Annotated in this window: 19 protein-coding genes; 17 read left to right on the forward strand and 2 right to left on the reverse strand. The window is 65.4% G+C overall.

What is annotated here, in order from left to right:
• Nucleotides 1-98 precede the first annotated feature (98 nt).
• From C8N34_RS19195 to C8N34_RS19245, 11 genes are all read left to right on the forward strand, one after another.
• Nucleotides 99-1172 (forward strand): ABC transporter permease, encoded by a 1074-nt coding sequence (locus C8N34_RS19195; RefSeq protein ID WP_054302667.1) that lies wholly within the window; start codon nt 99-101, stop codon nt 1170-1172.
• Complete coding sequence (locus C8N34_RS19200; RefSeq protein WP_108130127.1) at nt 1169-1951, forward strand: ATP-binding cassette domain-containing protein; 783 nt, start codon at nt 1169-1171, stop codon at nt 1949-1951. The genes C8N34_RS19195 and C8N34_RS19200 overlap by 4 nt, the downstream gene beginning before the upstream one ends.
• Nucleotides 1948-2556, forward strand: a complete 609-nt coding sequence (locus C8N34_RS19205; RefSeq protein ID WP_108130128.1) for a nucleoside/nucleotide kinase family protein — start codon at nt 1948-1950, stop codon at nt 2554-2556. Before C8N34_RS19200 ends, C8N34_RS19205 begins: the two co-directional genes overlap by 4 nt.
• A gap of 62 nt (nt 2557-2618) precedes the next feature.
• Complete coding sequence (gene dut, locus C8N34_RS19210) at nt 2619-3086, forward strand: dUTP diphosphatase (protein ID WP_108130129.1); 468 nt, start codon at nt 2619-2621, stop codon at nt 3084-3086.
• 50 nt (nt 3087-3136) lie between these two features.
• Nucleotides 3137-4120: a HesA/MoeB/ThiF family protein gene (locus C8N34_RS19215; RefSeq protein ID WP_242013851.1), complete on the forward strand. Its 984-nt coding sequence runs from the start codon at nt 3137-3139 to the stop codon at nt 4118-4120.
• A gap of 73 nt (nt 4121-4193) precedes the next feature.
• Nucleotides 4194-4703 carry a MarR family winged helix-turn-helix transcriptional regulator gene (locus C8N34_RS19220; protein ID WP_054302671.1) on the forward strand — a complete coding sequence of 170 codons (510 nt, stop codon included), beginning with the start codon at nt 4194-4196 and terminating at the stop codon, nt 4701-4703.
• On the forward strand, nt 4696-5817 hold the full coding sequence (locus tag C8N34_RS19225) for an HlyD family secretion protein (RefSeq protein ID WP_108130131.1): 1122 nt from the start codon (nt 4696-4698) through the stop codon (nt 5815-5817). Before C8N34_RS19220 ends, C8N34_RS19225 begins: the two co-directional genes overlap by 8 nt.
• Nucleotides 5818-5821: 4 nt before the next feature.
• Nucleotides 5822-7327 (forward strand): DHA2 family efflux MFS transporter permease subunit, encoded by a 1506-nt coding sequence (locus C8N34_RS19230; protein ID WP_108130132.1) that lies wholly within the window; start codon nt 5822-5824, stop codon nt 7325-7327.
• 75 nt (nt 7328-7402) lie between these two features.
• Nucleotides 7403-8191 (forward strand): transporter substrate-binding domain-containing protein, encoded by a 789-nt coding sequence (locus C8N34_RS19235; protein WP_108130133.1) that lies wholly within the window; start codon nt 7403-7405, stop codon nt 8189-8191.
• A gap of 9 nt (nt 8192-8200) precedes the next feature.
• Nucleotides 8201-8983, forward strand: coding sequence for an amino acid ABC transporter permease (locus C8N34_RS19240; RefSeq protein ID WP_108130134.1), 783 nt, complete (start codon nt 8201-8203; stop codon nt 8981-8983).
• Nucleotides 8984-9045: 62 nt separating this feature from the next.
• Nucleotides 9046-11064 carry a M3 family metallopeptidase gene (locus C8N34_RS19245; RefSeq protein WP_108130135.1) on the forward strand — a complete coding sequence of 673 codons (2019 nt, stop codon included), beginning with the start codon at nt 9046-9048 and terminating at the stop codon, nt 11062-11064.
• Between the two features lie 59 nt (nt 11065-11123).
• On the opposite strand, the gene C8N34_RS19250 is transcribed toward C8N34_RS19245, so the two are convergent.
• Complete coding sequence (locus C8N34_RS19250; RefSeq protein ID WP_242013849.1) at nt 11124-12200, reverse strand: GlxA family transcriptional regulator; 1077 nt, start codon at nt 12198-12200, stop codon at nt 11124-11126.
• Here C8N34_RS19250 and bcoG point away from each other — a divergent pair.
• The 6 genes from bcoG (at nt 12169) to C8N34_RS19285 (ending at nt 19160) form a co-directional block, all read left to right on the forward strand.
• Nucleotides 12169-13083, forward strand: a complete 915-nt coding sequence (bcoG, locus tag C8N34_RS19255) for a 3-dehydrocarnitine:acetyl-CoA trimethylamine transferase BcoG (protein ID WP_054302677.1) — start codon at nt 12169-12171, stop codon at nt 13081-13083. The two genes, C8N34_RS19250 and bcoG, sit on opposite strands and share 32 nt — an antisense overlap.
• Before the next feature lie 8 nt (nt 13084-13091).
• Nucleotides 13092-13400 (forward strand): hypothetical protein, encoded by a 309-nt coding sequence (locus C8N34_RS19260; RefSeq protein WP_054302678.1) that lies wholly within the window; start codon nt 13092-13094, stop codon nt 13398-13400.
• A 27-nt stretch (nt 13401-13427) separates the two neighbouring features.
• Entirely contained in the window at nt 13428-14885 is a 1458-nt protein-coding gene (locus C8N34_RS19265) for a carnitine 3-dehydrogenase (RefSeq protein WP_108130136.1), read from the forward strand.
• Between the two features lie 38 nt (nt 14886-14923).
• Nucleotides 14924-16087: an acyl-CoA dehydrogenase family protein gene (locus tag C8N34_RS19270; RefSeq protein WP_108130137.1), complete on the forward strand. Its 1164-nt coding sequence runs from the start codon at nt 14924-14926 to the stop codon at nt 16085-16087.
• A 284-nt stretch (nt 16088-16371) separates the two neighbouring features.
• Entirely contained in the window at nt 16372-18360 is a 1989-nt protein-coding gene (locus C8N34_RS19280; protein ID WP_108130139.1) for an acetate--CoA ligase family protein, read from the forward strand.
• Nucleotides 18357-19160, forward strand: coding sequence for a carnitinyl-CoA dehydratase (locus C8N34_RS19285; RefSeq protein WP_054301107.1), 804 nt, complete (start codon nt 18357-18359; stop codon nt 19158-19160). Before C8N34_RS19280 ends, C8N34_RS19285 begins: the two co-directional genes overlap by 4 nt.
• A 75-nt stretch (nt 19161-19235) precedes the next feature.
• Here C8N34_RS19285 and C8N34_RS19290 read toward each other — a convergent pair whose 3' ends face one another.
• Entirely contained in the window at nt 19236-20222 is a 987-nt protein-coding gene (locus C8N34_RS19290) for a 2-hydroxyacid dehydrogenase (RefSeq protein WP_054301108.1), read from the reverse strand.
• Between the last annotated feature and the right edge of the window lie 78 nt (nt 20223-20300).

The following is a 20300-nucleotide window of genomic DNA, read 5'->3' on the forward strand; positions in this document are numbered from 1 at the left end:
GAACCCGAAAACCCTGCAACTGACCTCCAGGGGCGGCCAAGCGCCGCCCTTGTCGCAAGCGCGCCCGCGCGAACCGGGCGAGGCAAAGGGGGAATGACATGACATCCGACGCCAAGGCTGCGACGACGTTTGAAGAGGGGCTGAAAGGCGCCTCGGAAAAGGTCGCCGAATTCCAAGACGACAAGACTGCCCTGAAACGCATCCAGCACTGGCTGCACCAGACGCCCTCGGCCGTGCCGATGATCGTTCTGGTGGTGGCGCTGGTGATCTTCGGGGTGCTGTCGGCCAATTTCTTCAAACCGACCACGCTTTCCACCATCCTGCAACAGATTGCCATTGTGGGCATTCTGGGCTGCGCGCAATCCATCGTCGTTCTGACGGCGGGGATCGACCTTTCGGTCGGCGCCATCGCGGTGTTTTCCTCTGTGCTTATGGGCCAGATGACCTTCCGCTACGGGATACCGGCGCCGCTGGCCATCCTGATCGGGCTGGCACTCGGCACAGCTATGGGCTTCATCAACGGCTGGCTGGTCGCGAAGGTGAAGCTGCCACCCTTCATCGTCACGCTGGGCACCTGGCAGATCCTTCTGGCCTCGAATTTCATTTTCTCGGCGAACGAGACGATCCGGTCTTCGGACATTGCCGCGCAGGCACCGGCGCTGCAATTCTGGGGGAATGCGATCCAGCCGGGCGGGGTGAAGGTGCTTTACGCCGTGTTCCTGATGATCGCGCTGGTGGCGATCATGGCCTATGTGCTGCGCCATACCGCCTGGGGCCGCCATGTCTATGCCGTGGGCGACGACCCCGATGCGGCGGAACTGGCTGGCGTGCAGACCAAGCGCATCCTGATCCAGGTCTATGCTCTGGCCGGGCTGTTCTGCGCCATCGCTGGCTGGGTGATGATCGGCCGCTTCGGCTCTGTCTCTCCCACTGCATCGACCGGGCAACTGGGCAACATCCAGTCCATCACCGCCGTGGTGATCGGGGGGATCAGCCTTTTCGGCGGGCGCGGCTCCATCGTCGGCATGTTCTTCGGCGCGCTGATCGTGGGCGTCTTTGAAATGGGCCTGCGCCTTGTCGGCACCGACCCGCAATGGACCTTCTTCCTGATCGGCGTGCTTATCATCTTCGCCGTGGCCGTGGACCAGTGGATCAGAAAGGTATCGGCATGACGCAAGAACCTCTTCTCAAGGCGCGTGGTCTGGTCAAGCGCTATGGCAAGGTGACCGCGCTCGACAACTGCGACTTCGATCTGATGCCGGGCGAGATTCTGGCGGTGATCGGCGACAATGGTGCGGGGAAATCCTCGCTCATCAAGGCGCTGTCGGGGGCGGTGCAGCCTGACGAGGGCGAGATCACGCTGGATGGCAAGCCCGTCCGGTTTGAAAGCCCGCTGGAGGCGCGCGCGCATGGCATCGAATGCGTCTATCAGACGCTGGCCATGTCGCCCGCGCTGTCCATCGCCGACAACATGTTCATGGGCCGCGAGTTGCGCAAACCCGGCCTGATGGGCAACCTGCTCCGCCAGCTTGACCGCCCTGCGATGGAAAAATTCGCCCGCGCCAAGCTGAACGAGCTGGGGCTGATGACCATTCAGAACATCAACCAGCCGGTGGAAACGCTTTCGGGCGGCCAACGGCAGGGGGTCGCGGTGGCACGGGCGGCGGCTTTCGGCTCGAAGGTCGTGATCCTTGACGAGCCCACCGCCGCGCTGGGCGTCAAGGAAAGCCGCCGCGTGCTGGAACTGATCCGTGATGTGCGTTCGCGCGGCATCCCGATCATCCTCATCAGCCACAATATGCCGCATGTGTTCGAGGTGGCGGATCGCATCCACATTCACCGGCTGGGCCGCAGGCTCTGTGTCATCAGGCCCGGCGATTACAGCATGTCGGATGCGGTGGCCTTCATGACCGGGGCCAAGCTGCCTGACGGCGTGAGCGAGGAAGCATGACGACCCCGGCCGTGCTGGCCGACGAGATCCGCCGCAGGGCGGCAGGGCGGGGGCGGTTCATCACCGCCCTCGCCGGTCCGCCGGGGGCGGGCAAATCCACCCTGGCCGCGGCGCTGGTTGCGGCGCTGGGCGAAGGTGCCCGCGTGGTGCCGATGGATGGCTTTCATCTGGACAACCGGGTGCTGGAGGCGCGGGGCCTTCAGACGCGCAAGGGCTGCCCGGAAAGCTTTGATGCCTTGGGCTTCGTGCATCTGGTGCAGCGGTTGCGGGCAGAACCTGAGGTGGTCATTCCCACATTCGACCGCAGGCTGGACCTCGCGCGGGCGGGCGGCGATGTGGTGCGGCCTGACGACCGGCTGCTGATCGTCGAGGGCAATTATCTGTTGCTGGATGAAGCCCCCTGGTCTGATGCACGGCCGCTTTACGATCTGACCCTCGCGCTGGAGGTGCCGGAGGCAGAGCTGGAGCGGCGTCTGGTTCGGCGCTGGCTTGACCATGGTTTTGCGCCTGAACAGGCGCGCGACAAGGCGCTGTCGAATGATATTCCGAATGCCCGGCGCGTGCTGCGGCACAGCGCGCAGGCGGAAATCGAGATCCGGCCCTGACGCCTGGGTGGCTTGCCACTGCCCGGCCTCGCGCCCCATAAGGGGGCAAACGGAGGGACAGGATGGCGCCGGCACTGCGGATCATGTGGGAAGACTGGGCAGACCGTAACCTGGCCCTGCCTGCCTATGAAACCCCCGGCGCGGCGGGGGCCGATATCCGCGCCAACCTGCTGCCGGAACAGCGGGACACAGGCATCACCCTGCAACCGATGCAGCGGCTCATCGTGCCGACTGGTATCCGCGTCGAAATCCCGGAGGGGTTCGAGATGCAGGTGCGCCCGCGCTCTGGCCTTGCGCTGAAGCACGGCATCACCCTGCCTAATACGCCCGGCACCATCGACAGCGACTATCGCGGTCCGCTGGGGGTGGCGCTGGTCAATCTGGGGGCGGAACCCTACACCGTGCAGCATGGCGACCGCATCGCGCAGATGATCGTGGCGCCGGTGGTGCAGGTGCGCATGGTGGTGGTCGAGGCGCTGGGCGAGACCGCGCGCGGCGCGGGCGGTTTCGGATCGACCGGGCGGCGCTGATGCTCGCGGTCTTCGCAGCTTTCGCGGCCGTCTGGATCATCGGCGGGATCATGGGCGCTTCCACCCGTGCGCGGGGCGGCATGATCGTCGTAATCTGGGCGCTGGTGGTGCTGTCGCTGCTGATCCTTCCCGACGGGGGCTTGCGGGCGGGTCTTGGCGATCTGCGGCTCTGGCTGGTGCTGGGCGGTGTTGCCGCTCTGACGCTGGCCTATCGTCGGGGTTTGGGTGCACTGCGGGAAAGGGCGAAACCGATGGAAGAGGCGAAACCGCAAGGCACGTTCCGCGAGGCAGAGCTGAATCGCTATGCCCGCCACATCCTGCTGCGCGAGATCGGCGGGCCGGGGCAGAAGCGGCTGAAGGCCGCGAAGGTGCTGGTGATCGGGGCAGGGGGGCTGGGTAGCCCGGTCTGCCTCTATCTCGCCGCCGCCGGGGTCGGGGTGATCGGCGTCGTCGATGATGACACGGTGGACAGTTCCAACCTGCAACGTCAGATCATCCACCGCGATCAGGGCATCGGCATGCCCAAGGTCCATTCCGCAGCGGAAGCCATGCGCGCGCTGAACCCCTTCGTCGAGGTGCGCCCCTATCAGCGCCGGCTGGACGAGGACAGCGCCGCCGCGCTGTTCGCAGAATATGACCTGATCCTCGATGGCACCGACAATTTCGACACCCGTTACATGGTGAACCGCGTGGCGGCGCGCCTGGGCAAGCCCCTGATCGCCGGGGCGATCACGCAATGGGAAGGCCAGATCTCGCTTTACGATCCGGCGCGCGGAACGCCTTGCTATCAATGCGTTTTCCCTGAGCGGCCCGCCCCTGGCATGGTGCCGACCTGCGCCGAGGCAGGCGTGGCGGCCCCCCTGCCGGGCGTCATCGGTTCCATCATGGCGATGGAAGCGGTGAAGCATCTGACCGGCGCGGGGCAGACGCTGGCCGGGCGGCTGATGATCCATGATGCGCTTTATACTGAAACGCGGGTCATCAGCATCAAGCCACGCCCGGATTGCCCGGTCTGCGGAAATCTGCACAGCTGAGCCTGCATGGATATGGTAAGCATGCTTACCTTCTTTGATTGAATACTAAGCATGCTTATTATATCTATGCTTCATGACCTATCGCATCGACCGACTCGCCCAGCTTCTGCATGACGCCTCGCGCGCCTTGCGCCGGGAATTTGCGGCGCGCACCACGGAACACGGATTGTCCGCGACGCAATGGCGGCTGCTTGGCTCTGTCCTGCGCGACGGGCCGATGACGCAGGCTGCGCTGGCCGACCGGCTGGATGTGGAACCGATCAGCGTGTCGCGTCTGGTCGACCGCATGGAACAATCCGGCTGGGTGCGGCGCGAAGCCGATCCCGACGACCGCCGCTGCCGCATCGTTGTGGCCAGCGACAAGGCGCAGGCCATCGCGCCGGGCGTGCGCCAGATCGTCGAAGAGGTCACGGAGGAGGCCATGGCTGGCCTGCCCGATGAAACCCGCCGCGCCCTGCAAGCGGCCCTTGTGTCGATCATCGACACGCTGAACCGAAATCCGGTGTCGGGTATCGACACAACCAACCGAAATCCTGCGGATGCCCTGTCGTCCGCTGCCGTATGTGAGAAGACCGATGAGTGATCTGCCGACCGATCTGCCAGTCGAAGAGCCGACCCGGACTGCTGCCCCCGCGGCTGTCCCTGCCGTGAAGAAGCCGCGCAGCAAGCTGCGGATGATGTTCCTGATGTTTGCCGTGCCACTGGCGCTTGCCGGAGGCGCGGGGGCGTGGTGGTTTGCCGGGGGGCGTTACGAATCCACTGAAAATGCCAACCTGCATCAGGCGCGTGTCTCCATCGCGCCGGTGATCGGCGGGCGGGTTGTCGATGTGGCGGTCAGCGAATTGCAGACGGTCCACAAAGGCGATGCCCTGTTTCAGGTTGACCCCGAGCCGTATCGGCTGGCGCTGGCGCAGGCCGAGGCGGCGCTGGATGGCGCGCGGGTGCAGGTGGAACGGCTGAAGGCGGCTTACGCTCAGGCCGTTGCGCAGCAAAAGCTGGCCCGCGATGACGCGGACTTCCAGCAAAGCGAACTCGCCCGTCAGGAGGCGCTGTCGCGCAAGGGTGTCAGCCGCGAAAGCGATCTGGATTCCGCCCGCCACGCCGCGAAGCAGGCCGCCGAACAGGCGTCTGTGGCCGAGGTGAATGTCTCTGCGGCTCGTGCCGCACTGGGCGGGGCGCCGGACGCCGCAACCGACGCGCACCCCACCGTGCGCGCGGCGCTGGCCGAGCTGGACCGCGCCCGCTATAACCTTGACCAGACCACGGTGCTCGCCCCGGCAGATGGCGTGATCTATCAGGCGGCCTCGTTCCGTCCGGGCGCCATGGTTTCGGCCGGGCAGTCGGTGTTCGCGCTGGTCGAAACCGGCGATCTGTGGGTCGAGGCGAATTTCAAGGAAACCCAGCTGGAAGGCATTGGTGTCGGTCAGGAGGCCGAGATCAGCTTTGATATGGCGCCGGGCCGCAAGTTCGCAGGCAAGGTCGAGGCGATCGGTGCGGGCACGGGGGCGGAATTCTCGTTGCTGCCCGCGCAGAACGCCACCGGCAACTGGGTCAAGGTGACCCAGCGCATTCCCGTGCGCATCCGGCTGGATGACCCGGCGGCGGCGGCGGGCCTGTCCTCGGGGCTCAGCGCCGAGGTGACGGTCGATACCGGGCGTGAACGCGGTCCGCTGTTCGCGGCGCTGGCGGGCGAGTGATGCCATGCAGACCGCTGAAACCCATCCCGAGGTCAAGCACCGCGGGCTGATCACGCTTGCCATCATGCTGGCGACGATCATGCAGGTGCTGGACACGACCATCGCCAATGTGGCGCTGCCCTCGATGACGGGCGACCTTGGTGCCTCGCAGGATACGATTACCTGGGTTCTGACCAGCTATATCGTTGCTGCTGCCATCATGACCCCGGTGACCGGCTGGCTGTCCGACCGGTTGGGCAAGCGCGAGCTGTTCCTGATTTCCATTGTGGGCTTCGTCGCCACATCCATCGCCTGCGGTCTGGCCTGGAGCCTGCCCTCCATGGTGGTGTTCCGCCTGTTGCAGGGCGTGTTCGGTGCCGCCATCGTGCCGCTGTCGCAGACCTTCCTTCTGGATATTAACCCGCGCGAAAAGGCAGGGCAGGCCATGGCGCTGTGGGGGGCGGGGATCATGGTCGGGCCGATCATCGGGCCGACGCTGGGCGGCTGGCTGACCGAAAGCTACAACTGGCGCTGGGTGTTTCTGGTGAACCTGCCGGTCGGCGCGCTGGCGCTGGCGGGGTGCCTGCTGTATCTGCCGCGCGTGCCGCGCCGTCCGCGCGCCTTCGACATGCCGGGCTTTGCCCTGCTGTCGCTGGCCATCGGTGCGCTGCAACTGATCCTTGACCGGGGCGGCGAGGTTGACTGGTTCTCCTCGGGCGAGATCTGGATCTATTCCATCGTTTCGGCCGCGACCTTCTGGATGTTCGTCGTCCATATCCTGCATGCCGAGAAACCCTTTCTTGACCCCCGCATGTTCGCCGACCGCAATTTCGTGACCGGCCTCGTGTTCATCTTCATCGTGGGGATCATCCTGCTGGCGAGCCTTGCGCTGCTGCCGCCGATGCTGTCGCGGATCTTCGGCTATCCGGTCATCACCACCGGCCTTGTGATGGCGCCGCGCGGGGTGGGGACGATGATTTCCATGCTGCTGGTCGGACGTCTGGTGCGCCATGTCGATGCGCGGCTGCTGGTCATCGCGGGGCTCAGCCTCACCGCGATCTCGTTGTGGGAAATGACGGGCTTCAGCCCGCAGATGGATGCCTTTCCCGTGATCCGCTCGGGTGTGGTGCAGGGACTGGGCCTTGGCCTTGTCTTCGTGCCGCTGTCCACCATCGCCTTTTCGACGCTGGAGCCGCGCTTCCGCGCCGATGCCACCAGCCTGTTCAGCCTTGTGCGCAATATCGGGTCGAGCATCGGGATTTCCATCGTCTCGACCATGCTGACCCGCAATATCCAGGTGAACCATGCCGAGCTTGGCGCCTTCATCAATCCGTTCAATCCCGCGCTCTGGGCCTACAGTCCGGCGGCGGCCAGCGGTAACACCACCGCGCTGTTGAGCATGGATGCGCTGGTGAACGTGCAGGCGGCGATGGTGGCCTATATCGACGATTTCTGGCTGATGATGTGGGTCTCGCTCGCCGCGGTGCCCCTGGCCCTGATCCTGCGCCGCCCGTCGATGGCCAAGGCGTGATCCCCCGCCGCCCTTGCCTCTGCCGGGCGGGGGCGGCATAGTCCGGCAAATGCTCTGTGACAGGGAGTTTGTCCGATGAAACCGACCGCCGTTCTGGCTGGCCTTGTGCTTGCCCTTTCCGCCACCGTCGCTCTGTCAGAAGGGCTGCCCGATCTGGGCGGGCGGGCTGTCACGGTGGTGACGGAAAACGCCTATCCTCCGCTTCAGTTCATCAATGGTGACGGGCAGGCCGTGGGCTGGGAATATGACGCCATGGCGGAAATCGCCAAACGCCTGAACATGACCGTCACTTATGAAAACACCAGTTGGGACGCGATGATCCCCGCTGTTTCGGGCGGGCAGTATGACATCGGCATGACCGGCATCACCATCCGCGACGACCGGAAGGAACAGGTGGATTTCTCGGATCCCTACATGCGGTCGGAAATGGTGATGATGGTGCGCGGTGACGAGGCGCGCTTTACCGATGCGGCCTCTTTCGCGGCCAATCCCGATCTGCTGATGGCGGCGCAGCCGGGCACCACGCCCTTCTATGTCGGCGTCTATGAGGTGCTGGATGGCAACGAGGCCAATCCCCGCATCAAGATGTTCGAAACCTTCGGCGCCGGGGTCGAGGCGCTGCGCGCGGGCGATGTCGATCTGGTGCTGACCGATGGCACCAGCGGCAATGGATATGTCGCGGCCTCGGAAGGCGGGCTGAAGATCGTGGGCGAGAAACTGGGGGCCGAGGATTTTGGCTTCATCTTCCCCAAGGGCTCGGACCTCGTGGCGCCGGTCAACGCCGCCATTGCCGCGATGAAGGCGGATGGCACGATGTCGGCGCTGGACAAGAAGTGGTTCCTTGACTTCAAGATGGGGCAATAAGCGCCCCTGATGGCCGCAAAGACCCCGAAGCAGGATTTTCCCTGGTGGCTCGTCGTGCTGGGCGCGACGGGCCTTTGGCTGTTTTATGAGGTCTGGTCCAGCCCGGTCTATGCCCAGATCATGCAGAAGCTGGTGAAGGGCGTCGGCATCACCCTGATGGTGACGGTGGTGGCCTTCCTGTCCGCCGCCGTGCTGGGCCTCTTGCTGGCGGTGGGGGCGGGGTCGAAGCGGCTGGTGATCCGTCAGGCGGTGCGGCTTTACACCGAGGTCGTGCGCGGCGTGCCGATCATCGTCCTGCTGCTCTACGTCGCCTTCGCCGCGGTGCCCGCGCTGGTGGCGGCATGGAACTGGGCGGGCTTGCCGGAAATCCGCGCCCGCGATGTCTCGCTTCTGTGGCGGGCGGTGATCGCGCTGACCATCGCCTATTCCGCCTTTCTGGCCGAAGTGTTTCGCGCTGGTCTGGCCTCGGTTGATCGCGGGCAGATCGAGGCTGCGATGGCGCTGGGTCTGAACGGCTGGCAAAGGTTCCGCCTGATCGTCTTTCCGCAGGCCTTCCGCACCATCCTGCCGCCTTTGGGCAATGATTTCGTGGCCATGGTGAAGGATTCAAGCCTCGTCAGCGTGCTGGGCGTTGCCGATGTGACGCAGCTTGCCAAGGTCACTTCGGCCGGGAATTTCCGCTATTTCGAAACCTATAATGCGGCGGCGCTGATCTACCTGACGCTGACCGTCAGCGCTTCGCTGGCGTTGCGGCGGCTGGAGCGGCACCTGCGCGGGCGCGATACACGATAGGGCGAGCGCATCTGGACCTTGGCGGCGGGGCTGATAGGCTCCGCACCAAAGGAGATTTGCCGATGACCAACCCGCTGCTTGCCCCCTGGGAGGGGCCGTTTGAACTGCCGCCGTTCGACGCGATCCACGACGAGGATTTCGCGCCCGCCTTCGAGGCCGGTCTGACCGAGGCCCGCGCGGCGATTGCCGCGATTGCCGGGAACACCGAGCCGCCGACCTTCGCCAATGTCATCGAGGCGCTGGAACTGGCGGAAGGCACGCTCGACCGGGTGGCGGGGGTGTTCTACAACCTCGCCGGAGCCGACAGCACGGATGCACGCGAGGCGCTGATGCGGGATCTGGCGCCCAGGATGAGCGCGTTTTCGTCCGAGGTCACCAATAACAAGGCGCTCTTCGCCAAGGTGGAAACCCTGTGGCAAGGGCGCGAGGCGCTGGGGCTTTCCCCCGAACAGGCCCGCGTGCTGGAGCTTTACCGTCAGATGTTCGTGCGCTCCGGCGCCCTGCTGGACGGCGCAGAGGCCGAGCGTCTGACGGAAGTGAAATCGCGACTGGCCGTGCTGGGCACCCGGTTCAGCCAGAACATTCTGGCGGAAGAGCGCACATGGTTCATGGAACTGGCCGAGGAAGATCTGGAAGGCCTGCCGGATTTCGCCGTGGCGGCGGCGCGGGCGGCAGGCGCCGAAAAGGGGGTGGCCGGGCCGGTCATCACCACCAGCCGTTCGCTCATCGTGCCGTTCCTGCAATTCTCGCCGCGCAGGGCCTTGCGCGAAAAGGCCTACGAGGCCTGGGTGGCGCGCGGTGCCAATGGCAATGACCATGACAACCGCGCCATTGCGGCGGAAATCCTGAAGCTGCGCGAGGAACGGGCGCATCTGCTGGGCTATGCGAGCTTTGCGGATTTCAAGCTGGAACCGGAAATGGCCAAGACCCCGGCGGCCGTGCGTGATCTGCTCATGCGGGTCTGGGCACCGGCGCGCGCCCGGGCCGAGGCGGATGCGAAAGTGCTGGAGGCGATGCTGCATGCCGATGGCATCGCCGGGCCGCTGGAGCCGTGGGACTGGCGCTATTATTCGGAAAAGCGCCGCAAGGCCGAACATGACCTGGATGAGGCGGCGCTGAAACCCTATCTGAGCCTTGAGGCGATGATCGCGGCCTGTTTCGACTGCGCCAACCGGCTGTTCGGGCTGGAGTTTCACGCGCTGGACGTGCCGATGTATCACCCCGACGCAAGGGCGTGGGAGGTGACGCGCGAGGGTCAGCACGTTGCGGTGTTCATCGGCGATTACTTCGCGCGCGGGTCCAAACGCTCGGGCGCCTGGTGTTCGGCGATGCGCAGCCAGAAACGGCTGGGGCAGGATGTGCGGCCGATCGTGGTCAATATCTGCAACTTCGCCAAGGGCGACCCGGCGCTGCTGTCCTATGACGATGCGCGCACGCTGTTCCATGAATTCGGCCATGCGCTGCACCAGATGCTGTCGGATGTGACCTATGGCTTCATCAGCGGCACCAGCGTGGCGCGCGATTTTGTGGAACTGCCGAGCCAGCTTTACGAACATTGGCTGGAAGTGCCCGAAGTGCTGGAAACCCACGCAAAGCACTGGCAGACCGGCGCGGCGATGCCTGCCGATATGCTGAAACGGCTGCTGGACGCGGGCACCTACGATCAGGGCTTTGCAACGGTGGAATTCGTGGCCTCCGCCATGGTCGATCTGGCGTTTCACGAAGGCGCGGCGCCCGCCGATCCGATGCAGAAACAGGCCGAGATTCTGGCAGAACTGGGCATGCCGCACGCGATCCGCATGCGCCACGCCACGCCGCATTTCGCACATGTGTTTTCCGGCGACGGCTATTCCTCGGGCTACTACAGCTACATGTGGTCCGAGGTGATGGATGCTGATGCTTTCGCTGCATTCGAGGAAACCGGCGATGCCTTCGATCCCGAAACGGCAGCGAAGCTGGAAAGGTTCATCCTGTCGGCCGGTGGTTCGCGTCCGGCGGAAGAGCTGTATCTGGAATTCCGGGGCCGGATGCCGGGGGTGGAGGCGTTGCTGAAGGGGCGCGGGCTTCTGGACGCGGCCTGAGGGCGGCAGACGTCTTTTGAGTATTTTTGCAAGAAGCAAGACCCGTTGGCGCGTGCGCGTCAGCGGGTTTTGCGAAACTGGCTGGGCGGGGCACCGAATTTTCGGGTGAAGGCGCGCGTCAGCGTGGCGGCGCTGGAAAAGCCGGTGCGCAGCGCGATTTCGGTCAGCGGGTGGCGGGTGTCGGTCAGCAGCCGCCGCGCTGCCTGCAAGCGCAGGCCAAGCGCATGAGCGGCGGGCGAGAGGCCAATGTTTTCGCGGAACAGTTGTTCCAGCCGACGGGGGGAGAGGCCAAGCGCGGCGGCGGTCTCGGCTGCCGTTTCGGGGCTGTCGAGCCGCGCCTCCATCCGCGCGATGGCGCGGGCGACGCGGGCGTCGAGCCTCGGGTCCGGTCGGGTCGCGGTGATCTGCGGCTCGGTTCCCGGGCGGGGGGTGGTGACGAAGCTGGCCGCGACCTGGAGCGCGGTGGCCGGGCCATGGCGGGCGCGGATCAGATGGAGCATCAGGTCGGCGGCGGGGGCGGCGCCCCCTGCGGTGAAATAGCGCCCGGAAAGCGTGAAGCGGTCAGGGGTGACCTCGATTTCGGGAAAGGTGGCGGCGAAATCCTCCAGATCCTCCCAATGCACGGTGGCGCGCTGGCCGTCCAGCAACCCGGCGCGCGCCAGCACCCAGCCTCCGGCGTCGATGCCGCCAAGCGCGCGAAAGCGCGGGGCGATCCGGCGCAGGTCGCGCAGAAGCGGCTTGGTGGTAACTTCGGATTGCCGGTAGCCCGCAATGACGATCAGCACATCCGCGCCCTCGGCCGTGGCCAGCGCGCCCGATGAGGGCAACTCGATCCCGCATGTCAGCGGCACCGGCCCGCCATCGGGGGAAACCACACGCCAGCGGTAGGCCTCGGTTCCCAGGTGCCGGTTGGCCGAGCGCAGCGGGTCGAGCGTCGAGGCGACTTCCAGAATGGAACAATGCGGCAGCACCAGTAGCGCCAGCGAAAGCGGCTGCTGCGATGCGGCGAAGATCGTTGCGGATTTTGCCATGCGGATTTCGTAAACTGCAAAGCGCGACCCGACAAGCCCGCTAATCTCGCCGGGAAGGAACAGGAGGAATGCCATGCCCTTGGCCATGAACCGCGAAGTCTTCATCACCTGCGCCGTGACCGGCTCGGGCGGCACCCAGGACCGTTCGCCGCATGTGCCGCGCAGCCCCGCGCAGATCGCCGAAAGCGCCATTGCGGCGGCAAAGGCAGGGGCGGCGGTCGTGCATTGCCATGTGCGCGACGCCGAAACCGGCAAGCCTGCCCGCGACCCGGCACTGTATCGCGAAGTGACCGAGCGGATCCGCGACAGCGCAACCGATGTGGTGTTGAACCTGACTGCCGGGATGGGCGGCGACCTGCTGTTCGACGGCACGGAAAACATGAACCGCATGTCGGCACGCAGCGATATGGCGGGCGCGGCGGAGCGCGTGGCGCATGTGGTGGAGTGTCGGCCCGAGATCTGCACACTCGACTGCGGCACGATGAACTTCGCCGAAGCCGATTATGTGATGGTCAACACCCCCGGCATGCTGCGCGACATGGCAGCGCGCATGGTGGCGAGCGGCGTGCGGATCGAGATCGAGGCCTTCGACACTGGCCATCTCTGGTTCGCTAGGCAACTTGCGGAAGAGGGCATCATTCCCGATCCTGTGCTGGTGCAACTGTGCATGGGCGTGCCGTGGGGCGCGCCGGATGACCTGAATACCTTCATGGCGATGGTGAACAATGTGCCGAAGCATTGGCACTGGTCGGCCTTCGCGCTGGGGCGGCATCAGATGCCCTATGTGGCGGCCTCGGTTCTGGCGGGCGGGAATGTGCGCGTGGGGCTGGAGGATAACCTCTGGCTCGACAAGGGTGTGCTGGCGACCAACGCGCAACTGGTGGAACGCGCGGTGACCGTGATTTCCAACATGGGCGCGCGGGTGCTGACGCCCGCCGAGGTGCGCGCGAAGCTGAAGCTGGAGAAGCGCGCGCCGGTGGCGAAATGAGGCGACGGGTGGCGCTGGTCCTTCTGGTGCTGGCGGCTTGCCAGCCCGAGGCCGAAGCGCCACCGCGTCCCAGCATGTCGGTGGCCGACAAGGCCGATTGCATCGCGAAGGGCGGGCAGGTCGGTGTCGCGGGCCTTCTGGGCGGCGAGTTCTGCGTCAAGCGCGCGCCGGATGCAGGTAAGTCCTGCACAAGGGCCAGCGACTGCGCGGGTGACTGCCTGACGGCCAGCCGGACCTGTGCCCCCACGCTCAACCCCTTCGGCTGCCGGGATTATCTGGACGAGACCGGCCAGCCGCAAAGCATCTGCGTCGATTGACGCGAACCCATCAGGACGAGGACGAACATGGCGCGCAAGGCGGCAATCATTGGCGGCGGGGTGATCGGGGGCGGCTGGGCCGCGCGCTTCCTGCTGAACGGCTGGGATGTGGCGGTTTTCGACCCCGATCCGCAGGCGGAACGCAAGATCGGCGAGGTTCTGGCCAATGCCCGCGCCGCGCTGCCGGCGCTGTCGGATGTGCCGATTCCTGCCGAAGGGAAGCTGAGCTTTGCGGGCACCATCACCGAAGCGGTGGAAGGGGCCGAATATATTCAGGAATCGGTGTCCGAACGGCTTGAACTGAAGCACCGCGTCTTTGCGCAAATCCAGCAGTCCGCGCCCGAGACGCTGATCGGATCGTCCACCTCGGGCTTCAAACCCTCGGAATTGCAGGAACATGCGGCCAATCCCGGCACGATCTTCGTGGCGCATCCGTTCAACCCTGTCTATCTGCTGCCGCTGGCCGAAGTGGTGCCCAGCCCGAAGAACGCAGCCCGGGACATTGAACGCGCCAAGGAAATCCTGCGTGAGATCGGCATGTTCCCGCTGCATGTCCGCAAGGAGATCGACGCCCATATCGCCGACCGCTTTCTTGAAGCCGTCTGGCGTGAGGCACTGTGGCTGGTGAAGGACGGCGTAGCCACCACCGAGGAAATCGATGAGGCCATCCGAATGGGCTTTGGCCTGCGCTGGGGCCAGATGGGGCTTTTCGAAACCTATCGCGTTGCGGGCGGTGAAGCCGGGATGAAGCATTTCATGGCGCAGTTCGGGCCCTGCCTGCAATGGCCCTGGACCAAGCTGACGGATGTACCGGAATTCAATGACGAGCTCGTGGACCTGATCGCCGGCCAGTCCGATGCGCAATCCGGCCACCACACGATCCGCGAGCTGGAGCGCATCCGCGACAGCAACCTGATCGGCTTCCTGCGGGCGCTGAAGGATCGCAACTGGGGCGCGGGCAAGGTGCTGCGTGACCATGACGCCCGCCGCGCCGTGGCCTTCCACGATGCGGCGCCGACGGGTGCACCGCTGGTCATGGCACAGATGCAGGTGCTGCCCGGCTGGATCGACTATAACGGCCACATGACCGAAAGCCGCTATCTGTTCGCGGCCTCCGAAACTTCGGATGCCTTCCTGCGGCTGATCGGGGCCGGGATGGATTACGTTGCCGCCGGACACAGCTATTACACTGCCGAAACGCACATCATGCATCTGGGCGAATGCAAGCTGGGCGACCGGCTGACCGGCACGCTTCAGGTGCTGGGCGCCGATGAAAAGCGGCTGCATGTGTTCATCCGTATCCAGCGTGGCGACGAGGTGGTGGCGAGCCTTGAACAGATGCTGTTGCATGTGGACATGAAGGCCAACAAGACCTGCGCCGCCGCGCCCGAGGTGCTTGCGAAGCTGGAACCCATTACTCAGGCCCACAAGGCGCTGCCCCGGCCCGAGGCCGCCGGGCGCTTTGTCGGCCAGCGCAGGGCCTGACGGGCCGCTTCTTTCCTCAAGACCCGAAGGGCGAACAGATGGATTTCGGACTGACCGAAGAACAGCGCATGATCGTGGAAACGACCCGCGCCTTCGTCGAGAACGAGCTTTACCCGCATGAGGCCGAGGTGGAACGCACCGGCCATCTGCGGATGGACCTGATCCGCGAGCTTCAGGCCAAGGCGATCGAGGCCGGGCTTTATGCTGCCAATATGCCCGAGGAGGTCGGCGGCGCCGGTCTCGATACGCTGTCATGGCTGCTATACGAGCGTGAACTGGGCCGGGCGAACTATGCCCTGCACTGGACCTGCGTGGCGCGGCCCTCGAACATCCTGCTGGCGGGAAGCGCCGAACAGCGCGAGAAATACCTCTTTCCCTGTATCCGGGGGGAGAAGTGGGATTGCCTTGCAATGACCGAACCCGGTGCCGGGTCGGACCTGCGCGGCATGACCGCCAGTGCAAAGCGCGAGGGCGGCGACTGGGTACTGAACGGCACCAAACATTTCATCAGCCACGCCGATCTGGCCGATTTCGTCATCGTCTTCATGGCTTCGGGCGAGGAAGACACCCCGCGCGGCAAGAAGAAGCTGATCACCGCCTTCTTCGTCGATAAGGGCACACCGGGCTTCACCGTCCGCGATGGCTATCGCAATGTCAGCCACCGCGGTTACACCAATTCGGTGCTGGAATTCGACAATTGCCGTTTGCCGGATGCGGCGGTTCTGGGCGAGGTGCACAAGGGCTTCGAGGTGGCGAACACCTGGCTGGGCGCGACGCGGCTGCAAGTCGCCTCCACTTGCCTCGGTCGCGCCGACCGGGCGTTGCAGCACGCCATCAGCTATGCCGCCGAACGCAAGCAATTCGGCCAGCAGATCGGCAAGTTTCAAGGGATCAGCTTCAAGCTCGCCGATATGGCGATGGAGCTGAAGGCGGCGGAGCTCCTGACCCGCGAGGCAGCCTGGAAGTTTGACCAGGGCTCGGTGACCGAGGCCGACATGTCCATGGCCAAGCTGAAGGCGACCGAGGTGCTGGCGATGATCGCCGATGAGGCGATCCAGATTCACGGCGGCATGGGGCTGATGGATGAACTGCCACTGGAACGGATCTGGCGTGACGCCCGCGTCGAACGGATCTGGGAGGGCACCTCCGAGATTCAGCGGCATATCATTTCGCGCGAACTTCTGCGTGCGGTTGGCGGCTGAGACCACGGCAGGGGGGCTGTCTGCCCCCCTCGGCGCATGCGCGCCTCACCCCCCGAGGATATTTTCCGACAGAAAATGAGCCTGATCTTGCGCGTTAACCACTTCTTCATTGGATTCGGCCAGTGTGGCCTTGCGGAACAGGCGGGGACGCCGATGGCCGTGACAGGAAATGGCACCTCGTTTGCCAAGGGCGAGCGGGGTGCTTCCATTTTCTGTCAAAAAATATCCTCGGGGGACCGGGGGCAGACAGCCCCCGGCCTCGGGCACGGGGCGGGGGGCCGGGTATGACGCGCCTCCATCGCCTGTTGCGCCCGCGCTCCATTGCGGTTCTCGGTGCCGGATGGGCCGAGAATGTCATCGAGCAATGCCGCAAGATGGGGTTTGATGGCCCGGTCTGGCCGGTACACCCCAAACGCGAGACGATCGGCGGATTGAAAGCCTATCCCTCGCTCGCTGACCTGCCTGAACTGCCCGATGCCACCTTCATTGGCGTCAACCGTTTCGCCACGGTAGAGGTCGTGCGCGAACTTGCCGCCATGGGCGCCGGTGGCGCCATCTGCTTCGCCAGCGGCTGGGAAGAGGCGGGAGAGGCCGGTTTGCAGGCCGATCTGGTGACGGCCGCGGGGGACATGCCGATCCTCGGGCCGAACTGTTATGGCGTCATCAACTACCTTGACGGCGCGCTGCTGTGGCCCGACCAGCACGGCGGGCAGCGGGTGGAGCGGGGCGTCGCACTGCTTTCCCAATCGTCGAATATCGTCATCAACCTGACGATGCAGGCGCGCGCCCTTCCGGTGGCCTATGTTGCCTGTCTGGGCAATGCCGCGCAGGTGGGGCTGGCCGAACTGGCCGGGGCGCTGCTGGTCGATGAGCGGGTCACGGCGCTGGGCCTTTACATCGAGGGCATAGACGACGCCCCGGCTTTCGCTGCACTGGCAGAAGCGGCGCGGGTGGCGGGCAAGGGGATCGTTGCGGTGAAATCCGGCAAGACCGAAGCATCGCGCGCCGCTGCGGCCTCGCATACTGCCTCGCTGGCAGGGGGCGGGGCTGCCTCCAGCGCCTTCCTGCGGCAATGCGGCGTCGCCGAAGTGGCCAGCCTTCCCGCGCTGCTGGAGGTGTTGAAAGTATTCCACACCCACGGCCCCGGACTGGGTGAACGGCTCTGCTCGCTCTCCTGCTCGGGCGGTGAGGCAGGGCTGGTCGCCGATCTGGCCGATCCCGCCGGGATCACCTTTCCGCCGGTGCCCGAAACGACCCGCACCCGGCTGGCCGATATTCTCGGCCCGATTGTCACAATATCCAACCCGTTGGATTATCATACCTTCATTTGGGGGGACGGGCCGCGCACCACCGATGTGTTCAGCACGATGCTGTCCGCTTATGACGCTGGTATCTTCATCATCGACCCGCCACGCCCCGACCGCTGTGACCCATCCAGTTTCCGGCCCGCGCTTGAGGCCGTGGCGGCCGCGCAGGCGGCGACCGGCCGCCCGGCCTTCGCTGTCGCCTCACTGCCCGAGAATTTCGACGAGGCACTGGCGACGGATTTCATGGCGCGCGGCGTCGTGCCAATGATGGGCCTTGATACCGCGCTGGAGGCGCTGAAAGCGGCACAGGTTGCGCCGGGTCAGCCCGGCTGGCGCCCGGTCCCGGCGCTCGCCACAAGGGAGACCCGCCTGCTTGACGAGGCGGCGGCCAAGGCCCTGCTGGCGCAGGCGGGCGTTCCGGTGCCGCGCGCGGTCAGCGCGTCCCGGCTAGCCGATCTCGACACCAGCCAACTCACCGCGCCCTTCGCGCTGAAGGGCCTCGGCTTTGCCCACAAGACCGAGGCAGGGGCAGTGCGCCTTGGCCTCGCCGCGCTGGACGGCCAGGCCGAGATGCCCGGCGCTACCGGCTATCTGGCAGAAGAAATGGTGACCGGCGTTCTGGCCGAAATGCTGCTGGGCCTGCGCCGCGATCCGGTTTATGGGTTGACGCTGACCTTGGGCATGGGCGGCGTCACTGCCGAGGTGCTGGCTGATACCGCCACGCTGGTCTGGCCGGTTACCGCCGATCAGATCGACACGGCGCTCCGAGGCCTGCGGCTCTGGCCGTTGCTTGACGGCTATCGCGGTCGGCCGCGCCCCGATACCGCTGCCTTCATCGACATTGCGCTGCGCCTCGGCGCCTTTATGGCCGGCGATGACAGCATTGAGGAAATCGAAATCAACCCGGTGCTGCTGTGTGAAAGCGGGGCGGTGGCGGTGGACGCATTGATACGGAGGGCCGAATGACCGAAATGACCATGTTGACCGAGGGGCCGATCCGCACCCGGCGCGAGGGTGCGATCCTCGAAGTGACGCTCGACCGGCCGAAGGCCAATGCCATCGACCTTGCGACCAGCCGCATCATGGGCCTCGCCTTCCGCGCCTTCCGCGATGATGACAGCCTGCGCGTGGCGATTTTGCGTGCCGAGGGCGAGAAATTCTTCTGCCCCGGCTGGGATCTGAAGGCCGCCGCCGATGGCGATGCGGTGGATGGCGATTATGGCGTCGGCGGCTTCGGCGGGCTTCAGGAACTGCCGAACCTCAACAAGCCGGTGATTGCTGCGGTCAATGGCATCTGCTGCGGCGGCGGGCTGGAACTCGCGCTCTCCTGCGATCTGATCCTCGCCTCCGCCAACGCAACCTTCGCGCTGCCGGAAATCCGGTCGGGCACCGTGGCCGATGCCGCCTCGATCAAGCTGCCGAAACGTATTCCTTATCACGTCGCCATGGACCTCTTGCTGACCGGCCGCTGGTTCGACGCCGACGAGGCGCTGCGCTGGGGCCTGCTGCGCGAAATCACCACCTCGGAAGACCTGCTGCCGAAAGCCTGGGATCTGGCGCGGTTGCTCGAATCCGGCCCGCCGCTGGTCTATGCCGCCATCAAGGAGGTGGTCCGCGAGGCCGAGGCGCTGCGCTTTCAGGATGCGCTGAACCGCATCACCAAACGGCAATTCGTCACGGTGGACCGGCTTTATTCCTCCGAGGATCAACTGGAAGGCGCGCGCGCCTTTGCTGAAAAACGCGATCCGGTCTGGAAGGGGCGCTGACCGCCCCCTTTGCTTCTTGCAAAAATACTCAAAATTCCCCGGCGGCCGCCAGGCGCGCACCGCCGGGGGAGCGTCTTACAGCATCCCCGGCACCACCTGATCCGGCGGGCGGTGACCATCGGCGAAGGTTTTGATATTGATCAGAACCTTCTCGCCCATCTCGATCCGCCCCTCGACGGTGGCTGACCCCATATGCGGCAGCAGCACCACATTGTTCATCTCGCGCAGGCGCGGGTTCACCTCGTGGCCATGCTCGAACACGTCAAGCCCGGCACCGGCGATCTCGCCCGCCCGCAACCCGCGCGTCAGGGCATTTTCGTCGATCACCTCGCCGCGCGAGGTATTCACCACCACCGCCGTGGGTTTCAGCAGTTTCAGCCGCCGCGCGTTCAGCAGATGGAAGGTCGAGGGCGTATGCGGGCAGTTGACCGAGATGATGTCCATGCGGGCGATCATCTGGTCGAGGCTTTCCCAATAGGTCGCTTCCAGTTCCTGCTCGACCGAAGGGTGGACCTTGCGGCGGTTGTGATAGTGGATCTGCATGCCGAAGACACGGGCCCGCCGCGCCACGGCCTGTCCGATTCGCCCCATCCCGAGGATGCCAAGGCGACGCCCGCCGATCCGGCCCCCCAGATGCGCCATCGGTGACCAGCCGCTCCAGCGTCCGGCCTGCATTTCGGCCATGCCTTCGGGAATGCGGCGCACCACGCCCAGAATCAGCCCCATCACCATGTCGGCGGTATCTTCAGCCCCGACGCCGGGGGTGTTCGACACCAGAATCCCGCGCGAGCGGGCGGTGGCCACGTCAATGTGATCGACCCCGGCGCCGTAGTTCGCGATCAGTTTCAGCCGCTCGCCCGCCTGTCCCAGCAGGCCCGCGTCGATCTGGTCGGTCACGCAGGGCACCAGCACATCGCAGCGTTTCATCGCATCGGCCAGTTCATCGCGCGACATCCGAATGTCCGGGTCGCGCAATTCGACGTCGAACAGTTCCTTCATCCGGGTTTCGACGACCTCGGGCAGTCGTCGCGTCACGATGACGCTCAGGCGTTTGGCGGGCATGGATCCTCCCTCGACTTTCGAGACCGGCACTTCCAAATCGGTCTTCTTGCTGGCAAAGTGCCGACTTACGGGGCGGGC

This window comes from Gemmobacter caeni (genome assembly GCF_003054195.1).
Classification (GTDB): domain Bacteria; phylum Pseudomonadota; class Alphaproteobacteria; order Rhodobacterales; family Rhodobacteraceae; genus Gemmobacter; species Gemmobacter caeni.

Coding starts and splice junctions, on each gene's coding strand:
- C8N34_RS19290 (WP_054301108.1), bottom strand. CDS start 20,222: ATGCCCGCCAAACGCCTGAGCGTCATCGTGACGCGACGACTGCCCGAG.
- C8N34_RS19220 (WP_054302671.1), top strand. CDS start 4,194: ATGACCTATCGCATCGACCGACTCGCCCAGCTTCTGCATGACGCCTCG.
- dut (WP_108130129.1), top strand. CDS start 2,619: ATGGCGCCGGCACTGCGGATCATGTGGGAAGACTGGGCAGACCGTAAC.
- C8N34_RS19195 (WP_054302667.1), top strand. CDS start 99: ATGACATCCGACGCCAAGGCTGCGACGACGTTTGAAGAGGGGCTGAAA.
- C8N34_RS19245 (WP_108130135.1), top strand. CDS start 9,046: ATGACCAACCCGCTGCTTGCCCCCTGGGAGGGGCCGTTTGAACTGCCG.
- C8N34_RS19240 (WP_108130134.1), top strand. CDS start 8,201: ATGGCCGCAAAGACCCCGAAGCAGGATTTTCCCTGGTGGCTCGTCGTG.
- C8N34_RS19230 (WP_108130132.1), top strand. CDS start 5,822: ATGCAGACCGCTGAAACCCATCCCGAGGTCAAGCACCGCGGGCTGATC.
- C8N34_RS19215 (WP_242013851.1), top strand. CDS start 3,137: ATGGGCGCTTCCACCCGTGCGCGGGGCGGCATGATCGTCGTAATCTGG.
- C8N34_RS19270 (WP_108130137.1), top strand. CDS start 14,924: ATGGATTTCGGACTGACCGAAGAACAGCGCATGATCGTGGAAACGACC.
- bcoG (WP_054302677.1), top strand. CDS start 12,169: ATGCCCTTGGCCATGAACCGCGAAGTCTTCATCACCTGCGCCGTGACC.
- C8N34_RS19235 (WP_108130133.1), top strand. CDS start 7,403: ATGAAACCGACCGCCGTTCTGGCTGGCCTTGTGCTTGCCCTTTCCGCC.
- C8N34_RS19225 (WP_108130131.1), top strand. CDS start 4,696: ATGAGTGATCTGCCGACCGATCTGCCAGTCGAAGAGCCGACCCGGACT.
- C8N34_RS19205 (WP_108130128.1), top strand. CDS start 1,948: ATGACGACCCCGGCCGTGCTGGCCGACGAGATCCGCCGCAGGGCGGCA.
- C8N34_RS19250 (WP_242013849.1), bottom strand. CDS start 12,200: ATGAAGACTTCGCGGTTCATGGCCAAGGGCATGGCATTCCTCCTGTTC.
- C8N34_RS19200 (WP_108130127.1), top strand. CDS start 1,169: ATGACGCAAGAACCTCTTCTCAAGGCGCGTGGTCTGGTCAAGCGCTAT.
- C8N34_RS19285 (WP_054301107.1), top strand. CDS start 18,357: ATGACCGAAATGACCATGTTGACCGAGGGGCCGATCCGCACCCGGCGC.
- C8N34_RS19280 (WP_108130139.1), top strand. CDS start 16,372: ATGACGCGCCTCCATCGCCTGTTGCGCCCGCGCTCCATTGCGGTTCTC.
- C8N34_RS19265 (WP_108130136.1), top strand. CDS start 13,428: ATGGCGCGCAAGGCGGCAATCATTGGCGGCGGGGTGATCGGGGGCGGC.